Annotated in this window: 28 protein-coding genes and 1 rRNA gene; 10 read left to right on the top strand and 19 right to left on the bottom strand. The window is 60.4% G+C overall.

From position 1 onward, the window contains the following. Positions 1-3: 3 nt before the first annotated feature. From GJA_RS28010 to GJA_RS21630, 3 genes are all read left to right on the top strand, one after another. A complete protein-coding gene (locus GJA_RS28010; protein ID WP_051781227.1) occupies positions 4-2178 on the top strand; it encodes an alpha-ketoglutarate-dependent dioxygenase AlkB in 2175 nt (724 codons plus the stop codon). A 14-nt stretch (positions 2179-2192) separates the two neighbouring features. Further along, positions 2193-2366, top strand: coding sequence for an energy transducer TonB (locus GJA_RS28735; RefSeq protein ID WP_167541139.1), 174 nt, complete (start codon positions 2193-2195; stop codon positions 2364-2366). A gap of 85 nt (positions 2367-2451) precedes the next feature. Beyond that, positions 2452-3489, top strand: coding sequence for an oxidoreductase (locus GJA_RS21630; protein WP_038496455.1), 1038 nt, complete (start codon positions 2452-2454; stop codon positions 3487-3489). A 5-nt stretch (positions 3490-3494) separates the two neighbouring features. Here GJA_RS21630 and GJA_RS21635 read toward each other — a convergent pair whose 3' ends face one another. The 4 genes from GJA_RS21635 to GJA_RS21650 form a co-directional block, all read right to left on the bottom strand. Further along, positions 3495-3827, bottom strand: coding sequence for a hypothetical protein (locus GJA_RS21635; RefSeq protein WP_051781229.1), 333 nt, complete (start codon positions 3825-3827; stop codon positions 3495-3497). Then, the gene (locus tag GJA_RS21640) at positions 3827-4279 is read right to left on the bottom strand and encodes a peptidase associated/transthyretin-like domain-containing protein (protein WP_051781230.1); all 453 of its coding nucleotides are present in this window, start codon (positions 4277-4279) and stop codon (positions 3827-3829) included. Before GJA_RS21640 ends, GJA_RS21635 begins: the two co-directional genes overlap by 1 nt. 61 nt (positions 4280-4340) lie before the next feature. Further along, a complete protein-coding gene (locus GJA_RS21645; protein WP_038496458.1) occupies positions 4341-5210 on the bottom strand; it encodes an alpha/beta fold hydrolase in 870 nt (289 codons plus the stop codon). Positions 5211-5214: 4 nt separating this feature from the next. After that, a complete protein-coding gene (locus GJA_RS21650) occupies positions 5215-6120 on the bottom strand; it encodes a LysR substrate-binding domain-containing protein (protein WP_038496460.1) in 906 nt (301 codons plus the stop codon). Positions 6121-6228: 108 nt separating this feature from the next. On the opposite strand from GJA_RS21650, the gene GJA_RS21655 reads away from it, so the two are divergent. Both GJA_RS21655 and GJA_RS21660 read left to right on the top strand, forming a co-directional pair. Continuing rightward, entirely contained in the window at positions 6229-7008 is a 780-nt protein-coding gene (locus GJA_RS21655; RefSeq protein ID WP_051781232.1) for a sulfite exporter TauE/SafE family protein, read from the top strand. Beyond that, positions 7005-7250 carry a GNAT family N-acetyltransferase gene (locus GJA_RS21660; protein WP_038496462.1) on the top strand — a complete coding sequence of 82 codons (246 nt, stop codon included), beginning with the start codon at positions 7005-7007 and terminating at the stop codon, positions 7248-7250. Before GJA_RS21655 ends, GJA_RS21660 begins: the two co-directional genes overlap by 4 nt. Here the strand turns inward: GJA_RS21660 and pyrE are convergent. Then, positions 7238-7900 carry an orotate phosphoribosyltransferase gene (gene pyrE / locus GJA_RS21665; protein ID WP_038496464.1) on the bottom strand — a complete coding sequence of 221 codons (663 nt, stop codon included), beginning with the start codon at positions 7898-7900 and terminating at the stop codon, positions 7238-7240. The two genes, GJA_RS21660 and pyrE, sit on opposite strands and share 13 nt — an antisense overlap. A 100-nt stretch (positions 7901-8000) precedes the next feature. On the opposite strand from pyrE, the gene GJA_RS21670 reads away from it, so the two are divergent. Then, positions 8001-8780 (top strand): exodeoxyribonuclease III, encoded by a 780-nt coding sequence (locus GJA_RS21670; protein ID WP_038496466.1) that lies wholly within the window; start codon positions 8001-8003, stop codon positions 8778-8780. 3 nt (positions 8781-8783) lie between these two features. Here GJA_RS21670 and GJA_RS21675 read toward each other — a convergent pair whose 3' ends face one another. From GJA_RS21675 to GJA_RS21735, 13 genes are all read right to left on the bottom strand, one after another. Next, positions 8784-9650, bottom strand: a complete 867-nt coding sequence (locus tag GJA_RS21675; RefSeq protein ID WP_038500719.1) for an RluA family pseudouridine synthase — start codon at positions 9648-9650, stop codon at positions 8784-8786. A gap of 41 nt (positions 9651-9691) precedes the next feature. After that, entirely contained in the window at positions 9692-10624 is a 933-nt protein-coding gene (locus GJA_RS21680; protein ID WP_038496470.1) for a M48 family metallopeptidase, read from the bottom strand. Continuing rightward, a complete protein-coding gene (locus tag GJA_RS21685) occupies positions 10621-11868 on the bottom strand; it encodes an AmpG family muropeptide MFS transporter (protein ID WP_038496473.1) in 1248 nt (415 codons plus the stop codon). Before GJA_RS21685 ends, GJA_RS21680 begins: the two co-directional genes overlap by 4 nt. Position 11869: 1 nt before the next feature. Beyond that, positions 11870-12481, bottom strand: coding sequence for a methionine biosynthesis protein MetW (metW, locus tag GJA_RS21690; protein WP_038496475.1), 612 nt, complete (start codon positions 12479-12481; stop codon positions 11870-11872). Then, positions 12478-13665: a homoserine O-succinyltransferase MetX gene (metX, locus tag GJA_RS21695; protein WP_081905525.1), complete on the bottom strand. Its 1188-nt coding sequence runs from the start codon at positions 13663-13665 to the stop codon at positions 12478-12480. The genes metW and metX overlap by 4 nt, the downstream gene beginning before the upstream one ends. A gap of 161 nt (positions 13666-13826) precedes the next feature. Next, the gene (ptsP, locus tag GJA_RS21700) at positions 13827-15569 is read right to left on the bottom strand and encodes a phosphoenolpyruvate--protein phosphotransferase (protein ID WP_038496481.1); all 1743 of its coding nucleotides are present in this window, start codon (positions 15567-15569) and stop codon (positions 13827-13829) included. A 47-nt stretch (positions 15570-15616) separates the two neighbouring features. Continuing rightward, positions 15617-15886: an HPr family phosphocarrier protein gene (locus GJA_RS21705; RefSeq protein ID WP_038496485.1), complete on the bottom strand. Its 270-nt coding sequence runs from the start codon at positions 15884-15886 to the stop codon at positions 15617-15619. A 111-nt stretch (positions 15887-15997) separates the two neighbouring features. Next, the gene (locus GJA_RS21710; RefSeq protein ID WP_038496487.1) at positions 15998-16405 is read right to left on the bottom strand and encodes a PTS sugar transporter subunit IIA; all 408 of its coding nucleotides are present in this window, start codon (positions 16403-16405) and stop codon (positions 15998-16000) included. Positions 16406-16420: 15 nt separating this feature from the next. After that, a complete protein-coding gene (gene gshB, locus GJA_RS21715) occupies positions 16421-17377 on the bottom strand; it encodes a glutathione synthase (RefSeq protein ID WP_038496490.1) in 957 nt (318 codons plus the stop codon). Positions 17378-17468: 91 nt separating this feature from the next. Next, positions 17469-18767 carry a glutamate--cysteine ligase gene (gshA, locus tag GJA_RS21720; RefSeq protein WP_038496493.1) on the bottom strand — a complete coding sequence of 433 codons (1299 nt, stop codon included), beginning with the start codon at positions 18765-18767 and terminating at the stop codon, positions 17469-17471. 200 nt (positions 18768-18967) lie between these two features. Continuing rightward, positions 18968-20527: an ammonium transporter gene (locus GJA_RS21725; protein ID WP_038496496.1), complete on the bottom strand. Its 1560-nt coding sequence runs from the start codon at positions 20525-20527 to the stop codon at positions 18968-18970. Between the two features lie 11 nt (positions 20528-20538). Continuing rightward, a complete protein-coding gene (locus GJA_RS21730; protein WP_038496499.1) occupies positions 20539-20877 on the bottom strand; it encodes a P-II family nitrogen regulator in 339 nt (112 codons plus the stop codon). Between the two features lie 11 nt (positions 20878-20888). Further along, positions 20889-21641, bottom strand: a complete 753-nt coding sequence (locus GJA_RS21735; RefSeq protein ID WP_038496502.1) for a TorF family putative porin — start codon at positions 21639-21641, stop codon at positions 20889-20891. 275 nt (positions 21642-21916) lie between these two features. Here GJA_RS21735 and GJA_RS21740 point away from each other — a divergent pair, with 275 nt between their 5' ends. The 4 genes from GJA_RS21740 to GJA_RS21755 all read left to right on the top strand — a co-directional run bounded on the left by GJA_RS21740 (position 21917) and on the right by GJA_RS21755 (position 25100). Beyond that, positions 21917-22165 (top strand): accessory factor UbiK family protein, encoded by a 249-nt coding sequence (locus GJA_RS21740; RefSeq protein WP_038496504.1) that lies wholly within the window; start codon positions 21917-21919, stop codon positions 22163-22165. Positions 22166-22434: 269 nt separating this feature from the next. Continuing rightward, positions 22435-23952: a YifB family Mg chelatase-like AAA ATPase gene (locus GJA_RS21745; protein ID WP_038496507.1), complete on the top strand. Its 1518-nt coding sequence runs from the start codon at positions 22435-22437 to the stop codon at positions 23950-23952. Between the two features lie 52 nt (positions 23953-24004). Then, a complete protein-coding gene (locus GJA_RS21750) occupies positions 24005-24550 on the top strand; it encodes a hypothetical protein (RefSeq protein WP_038496510.1) in 546 nt (181 codons plus the stop codon). 208 nt (positions 24551-24758) lie between these two features. Further along, on the top strand, positions 24759-25100 hold the full coding sequence (locus GJA_RS21755) for a DUF1840 domain-containing protein (RefSeq protein ID WP_038496512.1): 342 nt from the start codon (positions 24759-24761) through the stop codon (positions 25098-25100). Positions 25101-25209: 109 nt separating this feature from the next. On the opposite strand, the gene rrf is transcribed toward GJA_RS21755, so the two are convergent. After that, positions 25210-25322: ribosomal RNA gene (gene rrf / locus GJA_RS21760) — 5S ribosomal RNA — on the bottom strand. Positions 25323-25453: the final 131 nt, after the last annotated feature.

Consider the following 25453-nt stretch of genomic DNA (forward strand, 5'->3'; position numbering starts at 1 on the left):
CAAATGAACCTTTCCTTGCACTCTGAGAAGACGCTTGAGAAATCCGATACTGCGCCGGCGAACGCGCCGATAAAGCTAGTGGTGACGCTGGACCACCGTGCATGGCTGCAACTGCTTGTTGATGAATGGTGGCCGTTGCAGGAGGGTGTAAAAGGCATTTGTCTCGGAGTTAACTCCTCAGTCAGCTATGTAAATACCGATGACAGACGCATTGCTGTCAGCGCATGGATTGACCATCGGCTACTGCCCCGCAGTATCATTCCAATTCTGAGAAATGGCACATGGGCGGAAAATACGCTCGACAGCTTGTCTGCAGAAGATCTACAAATATACTGGCCGGGCCCAATCCCCTTGTTCGCCATCACGACATTCAGCGTATCCTCGCACGATGAGCGTGATCGCCTGTTGGCGATGTGCAAAGGATTTGCCAATGTCGAGTTACCAAGGCAGCCGATTCTGATTACGGTAACTGAGGGAGAGGGCTGGGGATTGCAGGAACCAAGCGCAACGATGTCATTCCTGCCACCAGCCAGATGGAACCGCATTCGCGGTGCCGCCGCAATGGCAATCTGGGCAGTTCCCAAAATAGCTCCATGGCTGGATATGCTATGTTACTCCTTATCACCTACTTCAACTGAAATCGGGTCAGATGCGGCCGTGTTGGAGGCTGACTGGCTAATGTATCCCGTATGGTGCGACTCGGCAGAGAACATGCAGCAATCGCCGATGTGGCGCGCAATTATCGAAACCTTCGAGACAGTCCACCTCCAAAAAGAATGGCGCCCAATCACAGTACTTAGCCAGATTGCGGCAACGGCTGAAAAATATGGTGTGCCTTTGAATAGCCTTGATGATCTCACGCGTAGAACCAGAGACATTCTGAATGACCGGGCATCAATTGATATAAGCCTCGCAACAGCTGACCCTCTTGGCTTCTCGTTGCAACTAGTATTACTGCGTCCGAGAGCAACCGCATACAAATCATGGGCAATTGAATTTCCTGGCATGCCTCCAGCAGCTTGGTGGACAGGAGCTATCCTTTCTGGCTTCTTGGAAGGCTATCGAGACTTGCTGCCGCAATTCCGTGGTTCTCCGGAAAGCAGACGCGTATTGGCTCTGCGCACATGGGGCCTCAAGATGAATGGATCTCCTTGGTCCGACGATGTGACGCTTAATCTTTGTTGGCGTATTTGTGATGGCATGATTCAGTTCCTTGAAGGCGATCAGGTATGGGCAACTCGAAAATGCAACAACCGTGGCAATTGGTATATTGCAAACTACGACGACACCGAAGTGCAAGCGGAAGCTTTGGCAATTGCGAAGATCCTTTATAAGGATGGCGTTCAAAAAACACTACTCTTGAATAATCAAACGCTGCAAATTTCAGGCGATGGGAGTCTGACAATTGATACCACCAATTCAAGCCTGACAGCTAATGGGAAAATTCACCTGCATTTAAACGCCGACTCGAAAATTTTCGATGCTCTCCATGTCGAAAAGTTCCGCGCCTGGATAGCCAAAGGCAGCATTGCTAAATTGCTGCCGGCGCCACCGTCCGTGCGGGTAGTCGAAGAGGCAATGCCACAACCCGCAATGTCCCTTTCCGGCCTAGTATCAGTACCTGTCGCGAATGGCCCACAGGGATTGGTGGCGATATCTGAATTCCTTTCCAAGGAAGAAGAGAAAGAACTTATCATAGCCGTCGATAGCGTGCAGTGGCTCGATGAGCTATCGCGCCGTGTACAGCACTATGGCTGGAAATATGATTACAAGGCCCGCAAAATAACTCAATCCGCTTTTATCGGAGCGCTCCCCGACTGGGCTGCCAAAATTGGACAGCGGCTACTTGAGGCGGGCCTTGTAGACGAACTTCCGGATCAAGTGATCGTCAATGAATATATAGGTAATCAGGGTATCAGCAAACATATTGACTGCGCTAGCTGCTTCCGTGGTCCAGTAGTCACAATCAGCCTTTGCGAATCATGGGGGATGACATTCCGCGGCCCGGACAGTGCGAAGTTTGAATGTATTCTTGACCGTCGTAGTGCTGTCTCGATAAGCGGACCAGCACGATCCGTCTGGTCGCACGAAATTCCAAAACGTAAAAAGGAAGCGTTCGGATTGCGAGGGAGGAGGGTATCGCTGACCTTCCGTAAAGTCGACCTCACCAGCTCCTGATAGTGCCCGTCACCGTGTCCTACGACATCGATACCGCTGGTAAGACAACGTCCTCGAACGTAATCAAGAGCATCGGCTCCCCTGTCCCCGATGAGGCCGTGCACGAGGGCATTGCCAACTGCAGCTTCACACTGGCCTTAGCTGACGGCATACCTGTCAATTCCACCTTCAAGATGCAGTACGTATGATCCATGGACACATCATTCGCAGCAGCAGCGCCACCGCCCGCTTGCGGGTATGATCATGCTATCTCCAACGCACAATGAGCATGCCATGAACAAAATCAAAACCGGCCTGGTCGGCTACGGTTTTGCCGGATCGACCTTTCACGCCCCGGTATTGACGGCGGTCGAGGCGCTGGAATTGACGGCGGTGGCGTCCAGCAAACCAGAACTGGTGCACAAGGATTATCCGCACGCCACCGTGTACGCCGAGCCGGCGCAACTGTACGCCGCCCCGGAGATTGAACTGGTGGTGATCGCCGCACCGAACGATGTGCATTTCAGCCTGGCGCAGGCCGCGCTGCTGGCTGGCAAACACGTGGTGGTCGACAAGCCGTTCACCATCACCAGCGCCGAAGCGCAGACGCTGATCGCGCTGGCGAAGGAACGCAAGCTGGTGCTCAGCGTGTACCAGAACCGGCGCTGGGACGGCGACTTCCTGACCGTCAAAGCGCTGCTGCAACAAGGCACGCTGGGCGCCATCGCCAGCTTCGAATCGCATTTCGACCGCTTCCGTCCGGAGATCAAGCAGCGCTGGCGCGAATCGGCTGACGTTGGCGGCGGCTTGCTGTACGACCTGGGCCCGCACATGCTGGACCAGGCGCTGCAATTGTTCGGCAAACCGCAACGCCTGTACGCCGATATCGCCTTGCAGCGCAACGGTGCGGCGGCGGTCGATTATATGCATCTGGTGCTGTATTACGGCACGCTGCGGGTGGTGCTGCAAGCCGGCTGCCTGGTCAAGGCGCCGACCGCGCGCTTCGCCGTGCACGGCGACCGGGGCAGTTTTGTGAAGTTCGGCCTCGACCCGCAGGAAGACGCCTTGAAAGCGGGCGGCAAGCCGGGCCAGCCGGGCTGGGGGATCGATGCGGTCAAGGGCGCGCTGCACCTCGGCACGGCGCCGGACGGCCACTGCGAGCATGTCGCCTTGCAGGCTGGCCGCTACCAGGATTTTTATCAAGGCATGGCCGACGCCATCCGCCATGGCGCGGCCGCGCCGGTGGCGCCCGAAGACGCCTTGCTGACGATGCGCCTGATCGAACTGGCGCTGCAAAGTTCCAGCCAAGGCCGGGTGGTAGAAGTCAGCTGAAGAAGTCAGCTGATCTCGAACGCCAGCACCACGGCGCCCAGCGCCAGCATGCCGAGGCCGGCGATGAACAGCAGCTCGGCCCACGATTCGTACTGGCCGCTGGCCGGGCGCGGCCGCAGCGACATGAAGGACAGCACGGCGCTGACCAGGAAGACCAGCGCATCGATCGCCAGCAGCTTGTCGATCAGTACCCGGACTTCGCCGCGCGGGCCCAGATGGCCGATCGACAGCACCGTCATGCAGACGCCGATCATGGTCGCCGAGGTCGGCAAGATATGCGCCGACAGGCCACGCCCGCGCCCGCTCGCGTTATTCCATTCGTGTGGCGCGGAGGCCATCAGGGCTGGCCTTGATTGGTGCCGGCCGGCCAGACCAGCACCACCCGCGCTGGCGCACCCGCCTTGATCCGCACCTGGCGCTGCAAGCTCTTGCCGGCCAGCGTCGCTTGCAGGCGGTAACTGCCCGGCGCCAGCCTGGCCAGCAAATACGGACCGCCGGCGGTGGCTTGCAAGACCAGCACGCCTTTCGCATCGTGCACTTCGACCTTGACGTCGGACGCGAACTGCGCGCGCTGCGCCGATTGCACCGAGAATTCCAGCGTCAGCGGCCACGACTTGCTGGCGCTCTTGATCGCCGTCGACTCGTCCAGGCCGATGCCGCCGCTTAAATATTCCACCGCCCCGCTCTTGTGAATCGCCGGCAAAGCGCTGTCGCTTTGCGCCAGCGCCGCGCCTGAGCACAACATGCCCAACATCGCCGCCGCGGCGGCCTTGCTTTTCCAGTGTGTCATGTCTATCTCCTTGGTGAGTCACAGCCTGCAACTACTATGGAACGCGATGCTTAGGTGGCGCTTAGCCGGGGCTTAGCCGATTCCGCAGCCAGCCCAGTACCTGTCCAAAAATGACGTCGCGATTCAGTTCGTTGAAATTCTCATGGTAGTTGGACGGGTAAAAATGATAGTCCAGCAATTCCGCCGGCACCGTCTTCAATATCGCCGCACCGGCCGTGCTATCGGCCAGCTTGTCGTCGCCGGCCAGCACCGCGAACAGCGGGAAACGCCAGGCGGCCAGTCCAGCGCCGCCTGACAGCGCCGCCTGGGCCGACGTCAGCGCATGCGCAAAACGCACCGTCACTTCGGTGGCGCGGAGATTGTCGCGCTCGTCGGCCAAGTGGCGCTCGGTGATGTCGCGGTCGTGGGTCAGCAGCATGGTCAGCGACGCCAGCGGCACTTTCATCGTCGGCGCGACTTTGGCCAGCAAACCCGACAGCCAGTGCAGCGGCGCCGCCACCTTGATCGCATTCACATAATACGGCGACGAGATAATGAAACCCTGGATATCGCTGTCGCCGGCAAAGCGCCCCAAGCCCAGGTGCGTGGCGAGCAAGCCGCCCATCGAGTGGCCCATGATGAAAATCGGCAGCCCCGGATACGTGATTTTCACCCACAGCAAAAACAGTTCGGCATCGTCGAGCAAGGTGTCGAAGCCGGGAATATCGACGCGTTTTTTGGCGTCGTGGCCGTGCATGTCGAAGCTGACCAGGGCAAAACCGTGGGCCCGGAAATAGCGCGCCGGTTCGACATAATCGCCCGCATGCGCCATGCCGCCGTGCAGCGCCATGATCACGGCGCGCGGCTTTTGCTCCGGCCGCCAAATGTGGATGGTGCGCTCCACCAGGTCGCAGCACTTCAGCGTCGCCAACTCGTCTTCCGAAAATCTCATCGTGTCACTCCCCACTCGTGGTTTGGATTTCTTCAACTAATTGTCGAGTGTATAACGGTAGTTCATCGAACTGGCGCACGCATATGGTCAAGTTGCGCACCGACCAGGCGTCGGACAGCCCGACAATCCGGATCGCCATGGTCAGCGCGCAGCGCAGCGCAGCCGATTGCGGCACCACGCTGATGCCGACGCCGTTTTCGACCATGCGGCAAATCGCATCGAAGCTGCGCAGCCGCACCCGCACTTTCAGGCGCCGCCCGGCGCGCGCCGCATGCAGGCTCAAATACTGGTGCAGCGCGCTGCCGCCGGCCAGGCCGATGAAATCGAAATCGAGCAAGCCGGCAAAGTCCACCGTGCCATGCTCGCCGGTCGTGAGATTGGCCGCCTGATTGGCCGCGACGATGGCCACCAGCCGGTCCTGGCGGAAGGGAAAGGTCTGCAAGCCGGACATGTCGACCGAATCGGAAACGATGCCGACATCGGCGGCACCGTCGACCACGGCCTTGACGATGTCGTCGCTGAGGCGCTCTTCCAGGTCGACGTTCACGTTCGGATAACGCTCCATGAACGCGCCCAGCGCTTCGGGCAGGAATTCGCTGAGCGCGGCGGTATTCGACAGCAGCCGGATATGCCCTTTCAAGCCTTGCCCATACTCGCCCAGTTCGCCGCGCATCTTGTCGATTTGGCGCAGCACCAGCCGCGCATGGTGCAACAAGGTTTGTCCGGCCGGCGTCGGCGCCACGCCGCGCCGGCCGCGCACCAGCAGGGGCATGCCCAGTTCCTCTTCCATGCCGCGCACGCGCGCGCTGGCCGACGCCAGCGCCATGTGGCTGCGTTCGGCGCCGGCCGTCAAACTGCCGGTTTCGGCCACCTGCAGGAATAATTGAAGATCCACCAGATCGAAGCGCATCGCCGTCTCCTTTGACGACATGATAACGCGCCAGCCTCAGCTCAGTCCGAAGCCTGGCTCAAATTCTTCCGCATTTTCAAGCGCAGTCTTATAGGACAGAATCATTGCATGGAAAATTACCTGCCTCTGTCCCTGCTGAATCCACAATCGGCGACGCTGCCGCTGGCGATCGGCGCCAGTTTCATGCTGGCCGGCCTGGTCAAGGGCGTGGTCGGCCTCGGCTTGCCGACAGTCGCGATGGGTTTGCTGAGCCTGCTGATGCCGCCGATGGAAGCGGCCGCGCTGCTGATCGTGCCGTCGATGGTGACCAATGTCTGGCAATTGGCGGCCGGCCCGGGCCTGGCGCCCTTGCTGCGGCGCCTGTGGCCGATGCTGCTGGCGGTTTGCGGCGGCACGCTGGCCGGCGGCGCGCTGCTGCCGCGCGATGGCGGTCCGGCGGCGGCCATCGCGCTGGGACTGGCGCTGGTGCTGTATGCGCTGGCCGGCCTGGCCGCGGTGCGCATGGCGGTGCCGCGCGCGTGGGAAGCGCGGCTGGCGCCGCTGATCGGCCTGGCCACCGGCGCGCTCACCTCGGCCACCGGCGTGTTCGTGCTTCCGGCGGTGCCGTATTTGCAGGGCCTGGGATTGGCAAAGGATGCACTGGTGCAGGCGCTGGGACTGGCGTTCACGGTATCGACCATGGCGCTGGCGGCCAGCCTGGCGCTGCAGGGCGCGTTCTCGGCCGGCGCGGCCAGCCACTCGCTGTATGCGCTGCTGCCGGCGCTGGGCGGCATGTTGATCGGCCAGTGGCTGCGCCAGCACCTGCAGCCGGCATTGTTCCAGCAATGCTTTTTCGCCGGCTTGCTGCTGCTGGGCCTGCACTCCACGCTGCGCCCGCTGCTGGCATGAACGCCATCCAGGCCGCGCCGGGACTCAGGATAGAAGATGCCGGGCATCTGCTGTACGCCTATGTGGCCGGCGAACAGGTCGCGGCGCTGGACTTCACGGCCAGCGGCGACAACGTGACGGTCAACGTCATTTACGTCAAACCGTGCTGGCGGCGCCAGGGCATCGCGACCGCCCTGACCCGCCACTTACTGCGCCGATATCCACACGCCGCTATCGGCGCGGATCGAACTTATACCCCGTAACGACCGCGATAGGCCGATACCGCTTCTTTATGCTGCAGCAATTCCGGATCGGCGCCGCCGCCGTTCAGGTAGCTGAACAAATCGTCAAGATTGCCGATCGAGATGACAGGAATGCCATATTGCCTGCTGACTTCCTGCACCGCCGAACTCGGCGACAACTGGCCGTCCGGGCCGGAGCGCTCCATGCGGTCCAGCGCGATCAGCACCGCGCACGGCTCGGCGCCGGCGGCGCGTATCATGTCGACCGATTCGCGCACCGAGGTGCCGGCCGAAATCACGTCGTCGATGATCACGACCTTGCCCTGCAATTTGGCGCCGACGATGGTGCCGCCTTCGCCATGGTCCTTGGCTTCCTTGCGGTTGAAGGCGAACGAGGTGTTGCGGCCCTTGCCGGCCAGCGCCACGGCGGTGGCCGACGCCAGCGTGATGCCCTTGTAGGCGGGTCCGAACAGCATGTCGAATTCGACGCCCGAGTCGAGCAGCGTCTGCGCATAGAACTGCGCCAGCTCGGCCAGCGTGGCGCCGTCATGGAACAAGCCGGCATTGAAAAAGTATGGCGACTGGCGCCCGGCCTTGGTGGTGAACTCGCCGAACCGCAAGACTCCCTTGGATACTGAAAACGCGATAAACTGCTGGCGTAAATTATTCACATGAGCCTCATTATTTGAAAGTGCCTGTATTTTAATCCCGGCGCACCGGCGAGACAATCCGTTCCGCTGTCCGGCTCCGCCCTACTTTTACCGAATCCCTATGCCAAAAATCATCTCCGCCAACCTGAATGGCATCCGCTCCGCCGCCAAAAAAGGCTTTTTTAACTGGATGGCGACGCAAACGGCCGATTTCATCTGCGTACAAGAGTTGAAGGCGCAACTACCCGACATGACGCCGGAATTCCTCAACCCGGGCGGCTATCATGGCCATTTCCACTATGCCGAGAAAAAGGGCTATTCGGGCACCGGCATCTACAGCAAGGTCGAACCGGACGCGGTGCACATCGGTTTCGGCAGCCCGGAATTCGATGCCGAAGGCCGTTATGTGCGCTGCGATTTCGGCAAGCTGACGGTGATTTCCGTGTATTGCCCCTCCGGTTCGTCCGGCCCGGAACGCCAGGAAGCCAAGTTCCGCTTCATGGACCTGTTCTTGCCGCACCTGCTGCAATTGAAGTCCGAAGGCCGCGAAATCGTCATTTGCGGCGACTGGAATATCGCCCACCACGAAATCGACTTGAAAAACTGGAAAGGCAACAAGAAGAATTCCGGCTTCCTGCCCGAAGAACGGGCCTGGCTGACGCGCGTGTTCGACGAACTCGGTTATATCGACGTGCATCGCGGCCTCGACAAGCGCGAAGAACAATACACCTGGTGGAGCAACCGCGGCCAGGCCTACGCCAAGAACGTCGGCTGGCGCATCGATTACCACGTCGCCACCCCCGGCATCGCAGCCCAGGCCCATACCGTCAGCGTCTACAAGGATGAGCGTTTTTCGGACCATGCGCCGCTGATCATCGATTACACGCCAAGAACCGCATAAACACTACAGGCTGCGGCGGCTCTCGAAATGGCGCCGCAGGCCGCTGAGCGGGTCGATGAAGCTGATCGCCCGCGCCAGCAATTGCAGCGGCTGCGACACGTCGTCTTCCTTGCACGGCAGCGCGACCGGATAAAACGCATCGTTGAGGATCGGGATGCCGAGCGCCGCCAAGTGCACCCGCAACTGGTGCTTGCGGCCGGTGTGCGGCCGCAGCCGGTACAACGTCGCATCGGGCCGGTGCTCGATGATATCGATCACCGTTTCCGAATTCGGCTCGCCGGCCTCTTCGCGCATCAGGAAAAACTTGTCGCCTTCGACCATGCGGCTGCGGTAAGTGAACGGAAAGGCGCGGCCGGCCAGACGCGGCGCCAGCGCCTCGTATTCCTTGTCGACTTCACGGCGCTGGAACAGCGACTGGTAAGCGCCCCGGCTCTGCTGGCGGCACGAAAAAATCACCACCCCGGCGGTCTCGCGGTCGAGCCGGTGGATCGGCGTCAAGTCTTCCAGCCCCAGCTTGTTTTTCAGCCGCACCAGCAAGGTCTCTTGCAGGAAGCGGCCGGTCGGTATCATCGGCAAGAAGTGCGGCTTGTCGACCACCACCAGGTGCTCATCCTGGAACAGGATCTCTTCGTGGAACGGGATCGGGGTTTCCTGCTCCAGCTCGCGGTAATAAAAGATGCGCATGCCAGGCCGGAACGGGCTGTCCGGGTACAGTGCCTGGCCATCGCCATCGACCACTTCGCCGCGCGCCATACGGCTGCGCCAGCCGGCCATACCGACCTGCGGAAAACGTTCCAGCAGAAAGCTGAGCATGTCCGGCCAGCTGCCTTGCGGCAGCCACAGATAGCTGGGCGCGACGCCGTCGCGCATCGGCAACGGCGCCGGAGTTCGCGTTGAGGCGTTGGTCGGCTTCAATTTTCCGCCAGCGTGGCGCCGCGGTACGGCGGCAATTGCGCGACACTGAGCCCCTTGCTGCGCGCATACACCGGCAGCAATTGCGCCATATAGCGGTTCATTTCATCGATGCGGTCGGCGCCCGATGGATGGGTCGACAGCCAGGCCGGCGGCGCGCCCTGGTTCAGCGCGCCCATTTTTTGCCACAGCACCACGCCGGCGCGCGGATCGAAACCGGCGCGCGCCGCCAGGTCCAGCCCGACCAGGTCCGCTTCTTTTTCATCGCCGCGCGAAAAGCGCAGGCTGATGCCCTTGGCCGTCATGTCGGACAGCGTATCGGTGATGCGCGGATCGACGCCGAACAGCGCCGACACGCCGGCGCCGAACAGCTTGGTCCCCATCGCGGTGACGCCGGACTTGGCGGCCTGTTCGCGGCCATGCTCGCGCAGCGCGTGGGCGATTTCATGTCCCATCACCACCGCCACTTCATCGTCCGTCAATTTCAAGGTGGCCAAAATACCGCTGAAAAAGGCGATGCGTCCGCCCGGCATGCAAAAGGCGTTCACTTGCGGCGAATCGAGCAGGTTGACTTGCCACTGCCATTGCGCGGCGTCTGCATTCCAGCGCGTGGCGTGCGGAATCAGCCGCTTGGCGATGGCCCGCAAGCGCACGACTTGCGCATTGCTGGCCGGGACCAGCACGCCTTTCTGCTGCGCTTCGCCGAGCAGCGCCGCGTATTGACTTTGCGCCTGCTGGTCGACCTGGCGCGCGTCTTGCAGGTTACGCCAGCGCGACAGCGGCTTGACGGCGATGCCGTCCTGGACTTCGACCGTGCCGGCATTTTTGTTCGTGACCGGGCCGCCAATCTGGCCCGGGATAGGCTGCTGGGCCAGCGCCATGCCGCTGCCGGCCATCAGGCTCAGCGCGATGACTGTTTGTTTCAATTTCATGATGGTCGGGCACTCCACGGTGCGATTTTCGGCAGCATCATCATGGCAGGAAACGCCAGTACGAAGCACACGATAAAAAAGGTGAACCAGCCGGTTTCGGCGACGATATAACCGACCGAGGAATTGATCAGCGTGCGCGGCACCGCGGCCAGGCTGGACAGCAGCGCATACTGGGTCGCCGTATAGCGCGGGTCGGTCGAGCGCGACAGGAAGGCGACAAACGCGGCCGCGCCCAGGCCGAGGCTGGCGAACGCCTCGAAGCCGATCACGGCGCTCAGCAGCGCGGTATTGGCGCCAACCTGCGCCAGCCAGGCGAAGCCGAGGATGGCCAGCGCCTGCAAGGCGCCGAAGACCCACAAGCCCCGGTTGATGCCCAGCTTGACCATCCACAGACCGCCGACGATGCCGCCGGCCAGGCTGGCCCAGAAGCCGGTGGTATTGGCGGCCAGGCCGATTTGCGTCATCGAAAAACCGAGGTCCAGGTAAAACTTGGTGGCCAGCGCGGTGGCCATGCTGTCGCCGATCTTATACAGCAGCACGAAGGCCAGCATCCACAGCGCATGCGACCAGCCGTCGCGCTTGATGAATTCCTTGAACGGCAACACAATCGCCTCTTGCAGCGTCTTCGGCGGCGCGCCGTACAGCGCCGGCTCCTTGATCAGCAAGGTGCACAGCAAGCCGGGCAGCATGAAGGCGGCGGTAATCCAGAACACCGGCTGCCACGGCATGCGGTCGGCCAGGATCAGCGACAAGGCGCCCGGCACCATGCCCGCCACCTTGTAGGCGTTGACGAAGACCGCCGCGCCGAGCCCCTGCTGCTTATCGCTGAGGATTTCGCGGCGGTAGGCGTCGATGACGATGTCCTGGCTGGCCGACAGGAAGGCCACCCCGGCGGTGGCGGCCGCGATCAAGCCGACTTGCGTCAGCGGATCGAGCATGCCCATGGCGCCGATCGCCAGGAACAGCGCCGACTGGGTCAGCGCCATCCAGCCGCGGCGCCGTCCGAGGCCGGCAAAGTTGTAGCGGTCCATCAGCGGCGACCACAGGAATTTCCAGATATACGGAAATTGCACCAGCGCGAACAGGCCCAGCGCCTTGATGTTCAGGCCCGACTTGGCCAGCCATGCCTGCAGCAGGTACAGCAAGATGAACAGCGGCAGGCCGGAGCTGAAGCCCAGGATCAGCACCACCAGAAAGCGCCCGTTCAGATAGGCGCGCCAGCCCGCCGCCGTGGTTTCTTGCATATCAGTGCGCCGCTTTCTTACGCAGGCGGAATACCGCCAGGTCGCCGCGCAGATTCGGCAGCAGCGACACTATTTTACCTTCGGCCAGCGCGACGCATTCGATCACTTCCAGGCCGCATTCCTCGGCCAGTTCGCGGAAGTCGTTGATCGTGGCGCAGCGCACGTTGGGCGTGTCATACCATTGGTACGGCAGCGATCTGGAGACCGGCATACGGCCCTTCAGCAGCGCCCAGCGGTGCGGCCAGTGGGCAAAGTTCGGGAACGACACGATGGCTTCACTGCCGACCCGCACAATGTCGCGCAACAGCGGTTCGACCTGCTTCATCATTTGCAGCGACGACAGGCACAGCACGGTGTCGAAGCTGTTGTCGCCGAAGACCGCCAGGCCTTTTTCCATGTCTTGCTGGATCACGTTGACGCCCCGTTTGGTGCTGGCCAGTACCTTGTCGTCGGCGATCTCGATGCCGTAGCCGCTGCAGGCCTTGTCGCTTTGCAGGTATTGCATCATGACGCCGTCGCCGCAGCCGACGTCGAGCACGTGGGCGTTTTGCGGGATCCAGTGGGCGATGAAGGCGAGGTCGGGACGCAGCGCGCTCAAGTCGTTGAAATTCATGCGTACTCCTTGCTGCGGACCGCTTGCGTTGGGGTCGATCCGGCGCCGCCAAGCTCGTTCCACACTTGTTCATAATAGGCGCGCACCATATTCATGTAGCGCGCATCTTCCAGCAAAAATGCATCGTGGCCGTGCGGCGCGTCGATTTCGGCATACGTCACCTGGCGCCGGTTGCTGACCAGCGCCTGCACGATTTCGCGGCTGCGCTCGGGTGAAAAACGCCAGTCGGTCGAGAACGACGCGAGGAAGAACTTGGCCTGGGTGTTGGCCAGCGCCAGCGCCAGGTCGCCGCCGTGGGCGCGCGCCGGGTCGAAATAGTCGAGCGCCTTGGTGATCAGCAGATAGGTGTTGGCGTCGAAGTATTCCGAGAATTTGTCGCCCTGGTAGCGCAAATACGATTCGATCTCGAAGTCGATGCCGAAGCCGAACTTGTAGTCGCCGGTCTCCGCTGCGTCGCGCAGCTTGCGGCCGAATTTCTCGGCCATGTCGTCGTTCGACAGATAAGTGATATGGCCGACCATGCGCGCCACGCGCAGGCCGTTTTTCGGCACCACGCCGAATGCGTAGAAATCGCCGCCGCGGTAATCCGGGTCGGACAGGATCGCTTGCCGCGCCACGTCATTGAAGGCGATGTTTTGCGCCGACAGCTTGGCGGTCGAGGCGATCACCACGCAATGGCGCAGCCGGTCCGGGTACATGATGCTCCACGCCAGCGCCTGCATGCCGCCCAGCGACCCGCCCATCACGGCGGCGAATTGCCGGATGCCGAGCTGGTCGGCCAGCCGGGCCTGGGCCGCGACCCAGTCTTCCACGGTGACCACCGGGAAGGCGGCGCCGTACGGTTTGCCGGTGGCCGGATTGGTGTGCATCGGCCCGGTCGAGCCGAAGCACGAGCCGAGGTTGTTGACGCCGATGACGAAGAATTTGTCGGTGTCGAGCGGCTTGCCGGGACCGACCATATTGTCCCACCAGCCGACGTTTTTCGGCTGGTCGGCGTAGCGGCCGGCCACGTGGTGCGACGCGTTCAGCGCATGGCACACCAGCACGGCGTTCGACTGGTCGGCGTTCAGCGTGCCGTAGGTTTCATACATCAGGTGATAATCATGCAGCGAGGCGCCGCTTTGCAAGCGCAGCGGTTGCGGGAAATGCATGGTTTGTGGCGATACGATTCCAATGGAAGACATGGGTTTGACGGATAATAAGCGTGGCCCCGCGGGCCGATAACGGATGCGCAGCCGCGAGGATGGGCGGCGCAAGGTAAAGTATCCGTCGCGGCGCAACCCCACGGGCCGTGGCCGCGACGAATCGGGACAGCTCGAAAACCGAGCTGCCCATAAGGTGAATCTTACATCACCTGCAGCTGCTGGACTGCCTCGGCGATCACATTTGGCTCCATCGAGCGCATGATTTTACGCATTTGCGGCGCGATCAGGCCCAGGTCGCTATTCAGGATCTCTTGCTTGACCGACAAAAGCTGCGCCGGATGCATCGAGAACTCGCGCAAGCCCAGCCCCAGCAAGAGCCGGGTCAGCTTGACGTCGCCCGCCATTTCGCCGCACACCGCGACGTCGATGCCGGCCTTGTGGCCGGCCGCGATGGTCATCGCAATCAATTGCAGCACCGCCGGATGCAGCGGATTGTACAAATGGGCGACTTCGTAATCGACGCGGTCGATCGCCAGCGTGTACTGGATCAGGTCGTTGGTGCCGATCGACAGGAAATCCATGCGCTTGACGAACATCGGCAGCGCCAGCGCGGCGGCCGGGATTTCGATCATCGCGCCGACGTCGACGTTTTCATCGAACTTGACGCCTTCCTCGCGCAAGGACGCCTTGGCCTGTTCGATCATCGCCAGCGACTGGTCGATCTCGAACGCATGCGCCAGCATCGGGATCAGGATGCGCACCTTGCCGAACGCCGACGCGCGCAGGATGGCGCGCAACTGGGTCAGGAACAGTTGCGGCTCGGCCAGGCAATAGCGGATCGCCCGCAAGCCCAGCGCCGGGTTCAGCGCGGTATGATCGGCCTGGTCGAGCGGCTTGTCGGCGCCGATGTCGAGCGTGCGGATGGTCACCGGACGGCCCTTCATCGATACCACGGTATTGCGGTAGGCCTCGAATTGCTCGTCTTCCGACGGAATCTTGTGGCCGCGTCCCATGAACAGGAATTCGGAACGGAACAGGCCGACGCCGGTGGCGCCGGACTCCAGCGCGAACGGGCAATCGTCCGGCAATTCGATATTCGCCAGCAGCGTCACGGCGGTGCCGCACTTGGTGACGGCCGGGGTTTTCTTGAGCTTGTTGAGCTTCTTGCGGGCGCGCTGCATCGCCGCCTGGCGCTCGCGGTACTGTTCCAGCACCAGCGCGCTCGGATTGGCGATCACCACGCCGGCGTCGCCGTCGATGATCAGCCAGTCGTCCTGCTCGATCAGCGTCGACGCCTGCGACATGCCGACCGCGGCCGGAATGTCCAGGCTGCGCGCGACGATCGCCGTGTGCGAGTTCTGGCCGCCGACGTCGGTGACAAAGCCGATGAAGGACCGGTCGCGGAATTGCAGCATATCGGCCGGCGAGATATCGTGCGCGACGACGATCATCTGCGCCATGAAACCGTCGTCGCCGGCGGCTTTCGGCAACAGCGGCTCGCTGCCCAGCAACACCTTCAACACCCGTTCCGCCACTTGCTGGATATCGGCCTTGCGCTCGCGCAGGTAGGCGTCCTCGATTTCGTCGAACTGGGCCGACAATTCATCGATCTGCGTCAGCAGCGCCCATTCGGCGTTGTAATGGCGCGAACGGATGATGTCCAGCGGCGCCTCGGAAATCATCGGGTCGGACAGGATCAGCGCATGCACGTCGATGAAGGCGCCCAGTTCGGTCGGAGCATCCTTCGGCAAGTCGTTCCACAAGGTTTGCAATTCCTTGTGCACCGCCGCGATGGCGTTCTGCAAGCGCAGCACTTCGGCTTCCAGCTGCTCTTCGGCCACCAGGTAATGCTTGACGTCGAGCGCGGCCGGCGCCAGCAAGTGGGCGCGGCCGATCGCGATGCCGCGCGAAACCGGAATGCCGTGGAGCGTGAACGATGCCATGGGTGCACCTGTCGGGATACGGCTGCGGCTGCTGCGTTCGGAAGGCATTACTCGCCTTCGCCAAACCTGTCATTGACCAATGCGGCGAGCGCCTCGATGCAAGCTTGCTCATCCGCGCCCTCCGCTTCCAGCGTGACCTTGGCGCCCTTGCCGGCGGCCAGCATCATGACGCCCATGATGGACTTGGCGTTGATGCGGCGCGCATTGCGGGTCAGCCACACGTCGCTCTTGAACTTGGCCGCCAATTGGGTAAATTTGGCCGAGGCGCGCGCATGCAGCCCCAGCTTGTTGATGATTTCTAGTTCTTGTTGAATCATTTTTATATCGTCTCAATCCCAATAAAGCGCGTCATCGAACTATTGCTAGCGCCGCCAGAGACGGCGGCAGCCATATCTAATATACCTAATTTTTTACTGACCCTTGCTATATTAACTCTCTCCGACCCGAATCCGGTTATCTACGCGTACCGCGCCGCTTTGCGCGCCGGCGAGTGCCATTTCCACCACAACATCGAGCGTATCGCGGCGATAAGTGATGGCGCGCAGCAACATCGGCATGCTGATGCCGGCGATCACTTCAACCCGTCCGGCGTCGGCCAGCTTGTTGCAGCAATTGGCCGGGGTGCCGCCCTTGATGTCGGTGATCACCAGCACGCCGGAACCGTCGTTGAGGCGGGCAATCGCCGCCTCGGCCAGTTTTTGCACTTCCTGCAAGTCCTGGTCGGCCACCACGTCGATCGCTTCGAAACGCTCGGTCGGTCCGCGGAACACGTGGGCGCACGCGGCGATGAAAGCTTGCCCCAGCGGAGCATGCGTCATGAGCAAGATGCCAACCATTATCGGCCCGCCTCGTTAAGCATGCGCAGGATGCAGCACATCCTGCTCGAGCGCGTCGATGAACATCGCCGCGACGTCAAAACCGGTTTGCTGCATAATTTCTTGGAAGCAAGTCGGGCTGGTGACATTCACCTCGGTCAGGTAATCGCCGATCACGTCCAATCCGACCAGTAACAAGCCGCGCCTGGCCAGGATCGGGCCCAGCGATTCGGCGATTTCCAGGTCGCGTTCGGTCAGCGGCTGGGCCACGCCGGTGCCGCCGGCCGCCAGGTTGCCGCGCACTTCGCCGGCTTGCGGAATGCGCGCCAGCGCGAATGGCACAGGCTTGCCGCCGATCACCAGGATGCGCTTGTCGCCTTTCGAGATAGCCGGAATAAAACGTTGCGCCATGATGGTACGGGCGCCGTTCAGCGTCAGCGTTTCGATGATGGCGCCGAGGTTCAAGCCATCGGACTTGACCCGGAAAATGCCGCTGCCGCCCATGCCGTCGAGCGGCTTGAAGATCACGTCCTGGTGCTTGGCGTGGAAGGCGCGCAGGCGCGCTTCGCTGGCCGTGACGAGGGTAGGCGCGGTAAATCCGGAAAACTGGGCAATCGCCATCTTTTCATTATTGTCGCGGATCGCCGACGGTTTGTTGAATACGCGCGCGCCCTGGTTTTCCGCCAGTTCCAGCAAATACGTGCCGTACACATATTCCATGTCGAATGGCGGGTCCTTGCGCTCGATGATGGCGTCGAATTCGGATAGACGGGTTTCCTGGCGCGCATCGGCGCGGAACCAGTCGTCGGCCTCGCCGGTCAAAGTGATGCGTTGCGCGTTCGCGCTGACGATGCCTTCATCGAGCGCCATGTCTGTTTGCTCGAAAGCGTAAATGTCATGGCCGCGCTTGGCCGCCTCGGCCATCATCGCGTAGGTCGAATCTTTGTAAGTCTTGAAGCCTGCCAGCGGATCGGCAAGGAAAGCGATTTTCATGGTCGAGTCCAGTCGAAGTAATGCTTGATTCTAGCCGAGATTGACGCTGGCTACCTGAGGCCACCAGCGCCGGCGGCTATTCCGTTAGCGGTTAATAAACTTCGGGGTTGGGATCGGTGCGTTCCATTTCGAGCGAAGCGGCCAGCAGCGCCAGCCGCGCCACCACGCCATAGACATAAAACCGGTTCGGTGCGGCGGTGCCCGGCTTGGCCTTCAAGTCGGGCACCGCATGCTGCTGGGCAAACGCCAGCGGCACGAATTGCTTGCCCGGCGCATTCAGGTTCTGGTCCACGCCGCGTTCGCCATGCACGCGGTAAAAACCGCCGACCACATAACGGTCGATCATGTACACCACCGGCTCGGCCACCGCATCCTTGATGCTTTCAAAGGTCGGCACGCCTTCCTGGATGATCAGGTCGGTGACCAGCTTGCCATCCTTGACCACCGACATCTTGTCGCGCTGCTTGCGCGACAGGTCGCGCACTTCGCTGGCGTCCTTGACCGTCATGATGCCCATGCCATAGGTGCCGGCGTCCGGCTTGACGATGACGAACGGTTTTTCCTTGATGCCGTATTCCTTGTATTTCTTGCGTATCTTGGCCAGCAAGACGTCAACGTTGGCAGCCAGGCAATCCTCGCCCTCGCCTTCGGCAAAATTGATGTCGCTGCATTTGGCGTGGAACGGGTTCAGCATCCACGGATCGACGTCGATCATCTTGCCGAATTTCTTGACCACTTCATCGTAGGCGCTGAAATGGTTGCTCTTGCGGCGCAACGCCCAGCCGGCATGCAGCGGCGGCAACAAGCTTTGTTCATGGATATTTTGCAAGATGTCGGGGATGCCGGCCGACAAGTCGTTATTCAGCAAGATCGTGCACGGGTCGAAATCCTTCAAACCGAGGCGGCGTCCATTATTGCTGCGCACCAGCGGTTCGATGACCAGCATATTGCCATCCGGCAAAGCCAACGGAGTCGGCTGAGTAATCTCCGGCGACCAGGAACCGAGCCGCACGTGCAGCCCGGTCTGGCGAAAGATTTGCATCAGCCGCGCCACGTTTTGTAAATAATACTGATTGCGCGGCTCGATTTCAGGAATCAGCAGCAGGTTGCGCGCATCCGGGCAATACTTGTCGATCGCGGCCATCGCGGCTTGCACCGACAGCGGCAACATTTCGGTTGCCAAATGATTAAAGCTGCCAGGGAATAAATTGGTATCGACAGGGGCCAGTTTATATCCGGCGTTACGCAAGTCTACGGAGCAATAGAATGGCGGCGTATGCTCTTGCCATTCCAGGCGGAACCAGCGCTCAATGGCCGGCGTCGCGGCCAGGATCTTCTTTTCGAGGTCGAGCAGCGGTCCGGTCTGGGCCGTGACGAGATGGGGTACCATGGTTACATCCTTAAAGTATGTGCTGTCGGCACACGGAACTGTCGCGAATCTATCTCTATATTACCGTGCAAGTACCCCAAATCGGGGCAAAAACCTTGTTTTAAAGATGTTGGTCAGGCGTAAACGAAAAAAAGCGCCTCTTGCGAGACGCTTTTTTCAGCCCGCTTGCGCGGGACATTATCTAATAGATAATCAGGCCATCAGGAGTGGTAAGCCGATTCGCCATGGCTGGTGATGTCCAGCCCTTCGCGCTCTTCTTCTTCCGGTACCCGCAGGCCGATGACCAGGTCCACCAGCTTATAAGCGATCACCGAGATCACCGCCGACCAGATAATCGTGGTGCCGACGGCTTGCGCCTGTATCCACACCTGGCCGCCGATCGAATAGGCATCGGCCGACATTTTATTGGTGGTGTAGTCGAAAATGCCTTGGCCGCCCAATTGCGGTGCAGCGAACACACCGGTCAGCAAGGCGCCCAGGATGCCGCCGACGCCATGCACGCCGAACACATCCAGCGTATCGTCGGCGCCGATCAAACGTTTCAAGCCATTCACGCCCCACAGGCAGACGATACCAGCCAGCAAGCCCATCACCAGGCCGCCCATCGGACCGACAAAACCGGCCGCCGGAGTGATCGCGACCAGGCCGGCCACGGCGCCGGAAGCGCCACCCAGCATCGATGGCTTGCCCTTGGTAATCCATTCGCCGAACACCCACGACAGCGTGGCGGCGGCGGTGGCCAGCAAGGTATTGATGAAGGCCAGCGCGGCGACGTCGCCCGCTTCCAGCGCCGAACCGGCGTTGAAGCCGAACCAGCCGACCCACAGCAGCGACGCGCCGACCATGGTCATCGTCAGCGAATGCGGCGCCATCGATTCACGGCCGTAGCCGACACGCTTGCCGATCATGATGGCGCCCACCAGGCCGGCAATCGCGGCGTTGATGTGCACCACGGTGCCGCCGGCAAAGTCCAGCGCGCCTTTTTGCCAGATCCAGCCGGCCTTGGCGGTTTCGGCAGCCAGCGTGGCCGCGTCCTTGATCGAATCAGGACCGTTCCAGAACCAGACCATGTGCGCCACAGGCAAGTAGCCGAAGGTGAACCACAGCACCACGAAAGCCAGCACGGCGGTGAATTTGGCGCGTTCGGCGAAGGCGCCGACGATCAGGCCGCAGGTAATCGCGGCGAAGGTGCCCTGGAAGGCGACAAACACGAATTCAGGAATCACCACGCCTTTGCTGAACGTGGCGGCGGTCGAGAAGGTGGCTTTGACCGGGTCCCAGATACCGTTCAGGAATACGCGGTCGAACTTGCCGTAGAAGGCGTTGCCCTCGGTAAAGGCCAGCGAATAACCGTAGATGCACCACAAGACGATGATCAAGGCAAAGATCATGAATACTTGCAGCAAGACGGACAACATGTTTTTCGAGCGTACCAGGCCGCCGTAAAACAGCGCCAGGCCGGGGATGGTCATCAAGATCACCAGCAGCGTGGCGACCATCATCCAGGCGGTGTCGCCCTTGTTCGGGGTCGGTGCGGCGGCAGGCGCAGCGGCAGCCGCTTCAGCGGGAACGGCGGCGGCAGGAGCGGCGGCGACCGGCGCCGGGGCAACGGCGGGGGCAACAGCCGCAGGAACGGCAGTAGCGGCGCTTGCAGCGGCGGCATCCGGCTTGGCCGGCGCATCGGCAAAGCTCGGCGCCGACAAGCCGAATGCAAACAGACAGGCTATCCCAGCGAGCAATCTTGTTATATTTTTATTCATCGATTTTCTCCTTAAAGCGCGTCGTTACCGGTTTCGCCGGTACGGATGCGGATGACTTGTTCCAGGTTGTACACAAAAATCTTGCCGTCGCCGATCTTGCCGGTGCGGGCAGCCTTTTCGATCGCCTCGATCGCCTGGTCGACGATGGCGTCGTCGACAGCGGCTTCAATTTTGGTTTTCGGTAAGAAGTCGACGACATATTCGGCGCCACGATACAGCTCGGTATGGCCTTTTTGGCGGCCGAAACCCTTGACTTCGGTCACCGTAATACCTTGTACGTTGATAGCCGACAAGGCTTCACGGACCTCGTCGAGCTTAAACGGTTTAATAATGGCAGTTATCATTTTCATGCTGGTCTCGCTTAAAAGGTTTTGGATACTGTCAGGACAAGGCCGGTTTTGGCCATATTTTTTCCGTTCGGCGCTAGCGAAGTGATATCCGCCTTGACTGCGGCCAGGGCCACGGTGACGACACCGAAATCCTTGGTCACGCCAATTTTGTAATCGTTATAACTCAGTGCGCCATTGTTCTTGACGTTCTGCCGTCCCGCATGCAGGTTCAAGACATACCCCTGGTACACCTCATAATTCAAGCCGACATCGAGATAGCCGCTGTTCTTACTGTCAGGCACACCGAACAGATTGGTGGTCGACAGCGAATACTTGAGGTAGGCCGGGCCATAAGCCAGCTGGCCATACAATTCAAACGTATTGGCGCTGGTGTCCAGGCCATGCGATGGATAGACATATCCCAGGCCGCCGACGTCATAGCTCACATCCTTGCTCAATTCGCCGCGCTTGCCGGCATAGACATCCCACTCGACATCGCCATCGCCGCCCGCATCCCTGGTCCAGCGTATCGTCGACAACCAGGTGCCCGCATAAAAACCGCTAGGCGTGTGGCTATAGTCGGCGCCGCCCTGCAAGGCCGGGTCCATGCGAGTCTGGGAGATGCCCCGGTAGCGATAATCGCTGGTCAACGCCACGTTGTAACTGACTACATTGTCCGGCACAGCTTGCTGCGCCTCCTCTGCCGCTAGCGCCATGCCGCTCACAGCCGACATCGCCAATGTCAGCGCGGCGGCCAAAGTCAGCTTCGTAGTCAGTTTTTTCATCACGATTTCCTTTTGCTTGAACTTTTAAAGCGGTTGAGGTTTAAAATCTGGCCTGGAGATCGAAAAGCGTTCATCTACCCTTTAGCAGAATGCGTGCCAGCTAATATTGTCTGCTTGATAGATGACTTTCCGTCCACACATAGCTGGCGCGCCTTGTGTGGCGATAGAAACAAGTAGCGCGACAACATCAGGCGCACCAAATTCGCACCACATTAACGCCGACGTGCACCGCAATGGTGCGTTGCACGTCCCGCTCCAGCCCACCAAGGACCAACATGGACATGAATAATTTTTTTAACGACTTGCATGGCAAGATCAGCCAGGCCATCGAAAACTCGCCGGTCAAGGACATCGAAAAGAACGTCAAATCGATGATGACACAGGGTTTTTCCAAGCTGGACCTGGTGACGCGGGAAGAATTTGATGTGCAGGCGCAAGTACTGGCCAAGACCCGCAGCAAGCTGGAAGCGCTGGAACAGCGCGTGGTCGAGCTGGAAGCACGCCTGAGCGCGCCACAGAAGTAAGCGCTGCCAGTGCACCGTCTTGGCGCCCGCCAGGTGCCAAGACGGTGCAGCAAGAAATGATTGCATTTTTATTATTTCTTGCCTCCTTGCGATTCTTCGGCCACAACAGTGTCGGGTCGGTTTCCGGATCGCCCGGCGCGCCGATCGACACCGGGAACAGACTGGTGGATGAGAAGATACTGACAGCGTGTGTCCCGCCTTGGCGCATCTCAATGCGCCGGAATCCGCCAGCCAGTACGATTCCAGCAGCAGTCCTGCCGGGGAATCCCATGAGCTTAGCTGTCTTGAAAAGCCGCGCGCTGGCCGGCATGGATGCGCCGGAGGTGAGTGTCGAAGTTCATCTCGCCAACGGCTTGCCCTCGTTCACCATCGTTGGCTTGCCCGATACCGAAGTCAAGGAGTCGCGCGACCGGGTGCGCGCCGCGCTGCAAAATTGCGGCTTTGACATGCCGGCGCGGCGCATCACCGCCAACCTGGCGCCGGCCGACTTGCCGAAGGAATCCGGCAGGTTCGATTTGCCGATTGCCTTGGGCATCCTGGCCGCGTCCGGCCAAATCCCCGGCGAGCGTTTCCATGAATATGAGTTTGCCGGCGAACTGTCGCTGTCAGGACAATTGCGGCCGGTGCGCGGCGCCCTGGCGATGACCTTTGCGATGCAAGGTGGCGACGGCGATGTCGCGCGCGCATTCATCTTGCCGCAGGCAAACGCCGACGAAGCGGCGCTGGTCAAAGATGCCAACATCTTCCCTGCCAGCACTTTGCTGCAGGTGTGCGCCCACTTCGCCGCGCGCGACCCGCAAGCGATGTTGCAACGCCATCATTCGGCGATCGCCGTAGCCGTATTCGATTATCCGGACTTTTCAGATGTGAAAGGCCAGCAACAAGCCAAGCGCGCATTGGAAGTAGCGGCCGCCGGCATGCACAACGTGTTGATGGTCGGCCCGCCGGGCGCCGGCAAGAGCATGCTGGCGGTGCGCTTCCCTGGCTTGTTGCCACCGATGACAGATAAGGAAGCGCTGGAATCGGCGGCGGTGCAATCGCTGAGCGGTAATTTTACGGTCGCCAACTGGAAGAGGCGGCCGTATCGGGCGCCGCACCATACTTGTTCCGGCGTGGCGTTGGTGGGCGGCGGCAATCTGCCGCGTCCAGGAGAAATTTCCTTGGCCCATTGTGGTATTTTATTCCTTGATGAAATCGCCGAATTCGACCGGCGCGTGCTGGAAGTCTTGCGCCAGCCGCTGGAATCGGGCCACATCACGATTTCGCGCGCGGCGCGCCAGGCCGATTTTCCGGCGCGCTTTCAACTGATTGCCGCGATGAATCCATGTCCATGCGGATTCCTCGGAGCGGCCTCGGCACAATGCCGTTGCACGCCGGACGCCATCCTGCGTTATCACAGCCGCTTGTCGGGTCCCTTGCTCGACCGCATAGACATGCAGATTGAAGTGGCCGCGATGATACCCTCATCGCTGAGCGCCAGGGCTGAAGGCGAAAGCACGGCCGACATCCGGCACAGAGTGATGCGCGCCTTTGAACTGCAACTTGCGCGCCAGAATAAATCCAACCAGCACCTGAGCACCCGTGAAATCGACCGCTATTGCACACTCGATATCGCTGGCGAACAATTGCTGCAAACGGCGATGGTGCGTCTGCACTGGTCGGCACGCGCTTATCACCGGGTGCTCAAGGTAGCCCGTACCATCGCCGACCTGGCCGCGGCGCCGGCGATACAACGCCAGCATATTGCCGAAGCCATCCAATATCGCCGTGCCTTGCGCGAGCGCTGATAGCGGATAAACGGCGATTGCCCGATACTTGCATGACTGCTACCATCGGCACATGTTAAAACTTTCACTTCCCGCTATCGTGGTCAGCTGCGTGGTAGCCCTGGTCTTGACCGCGTGCAGCCCGAAATTCGACTGGCGCGATTACCACAGTCCCGATGCGCCATACACCGCGCTGTTCCCAAGCAAGCCGGCAACTTTCAGCCGCGACATCGACCTCGATGGCGTCAAGGTGAATATGACCATGACCGCCAGCGATATCGATGGGATTACCTTCGCCGTCGCCAGCGCGCTGATGGCCAACCCGGCGCAAGCTCAGGCGGCGCTGCTCGCGATGAAAACGGCGCTGCTCAGGAATATCAATGGCGTCGTCAAAAGTGACAAAGCGGCTTCGGCGGCGATCTCCTCGGGAACCGGCTCCAGCCAGAATGCCACGATCGAGATCCAGGCAAGCGGCACGCAAAACGGCAAACCCATCTTGCTGATCGGCCGTTTTGTCGCTCGCGACAATAGAATTTATCAAATTATCATCCTCGGCGAAGAAAAACACCTGTCGCGCGAGAACATCGATACTTTCATGGACTCGATCAAGCTCAACTGATACCTGGATATATCCTTAACGCAGACTTAAACCGGCAGGTTTCGCACGCGCACAAGCTGCTTAGCCCCTTGTATTCCACGATGGCGTCCACCAGATGATCTCGTCGCATCCTTTTTCCTATGGGCAACCAAATCAAAAGGCAGCGGCTGTGCAAAATACTCACTCATGATATTGTCTCGTCACAAATAACAAGTTACAGAAAGCACTTATGTTGATCTCCTTCAAATCCAAATCTTCCCCTGAAGTCTTGATGTACCAAGAGCACGCCCAGCGCATCCTGGACATCTTGCACAAGAGCCCGACCCGCGGCGTCATCACTGCTGCCGAAGCAGGCCAGGCGCTGGCCTTGCTGGAAAAAGAAGTAGCAGAAACCAAGCTGCATCCGGAAAACGATGTCGAGCACGATATCCATGCCCATGAGCAAGAAGAAGGCGAGACGCTGGAACACGCACTCGCACAACGTGTCGGCTTTTCAGCGCGCGCTTTCCCACTGCTGGAAATGCTGCGTCACGCCAAAGCGGATGGCGACAATATTATGTGGGGCATCTGAAGTGTGAATCAACTTCTTCCAGGCGAAAAAAATCCCGCCAGGCTCAAGATGACATCATGGCATCTTCGGCACTGGCGGGATTTTTTATGGGTTACCCCATTAATAACTAGCCTGACGATAACCTACTTTCACACTGGTTGCAGCACTATCATCGGCGCAGAGTTGTTTCACGGTCCTGTTCGGGATGGGAAGGGGTGGTACCAACTTGCTATGGTCATCAGGCATAACTTGCAAAACTACTTGCTCCCGATGGGGCAGCAAGCGGTCTAATCTGAGGAGGCAAATTATACTGCCTTTAAAGAAAAATAGGGTAAAAATATGTCTGATTCAGGTATTTTGGAAGAAGAATCTCC

It is taken from the genome of Janthinobacterium agaricidamnosum NBRC 102515 = DSM 9628 (genome assembly GCF_000723165.1).
GTDB classification, from domain to species: Bacteria; Pseudomonadota; Gammaproteobacteria; order Burkholderiales; family Burkholderiaceae_D; genus Janthinobacterium; species Janthinobacterium agaricidamnosum.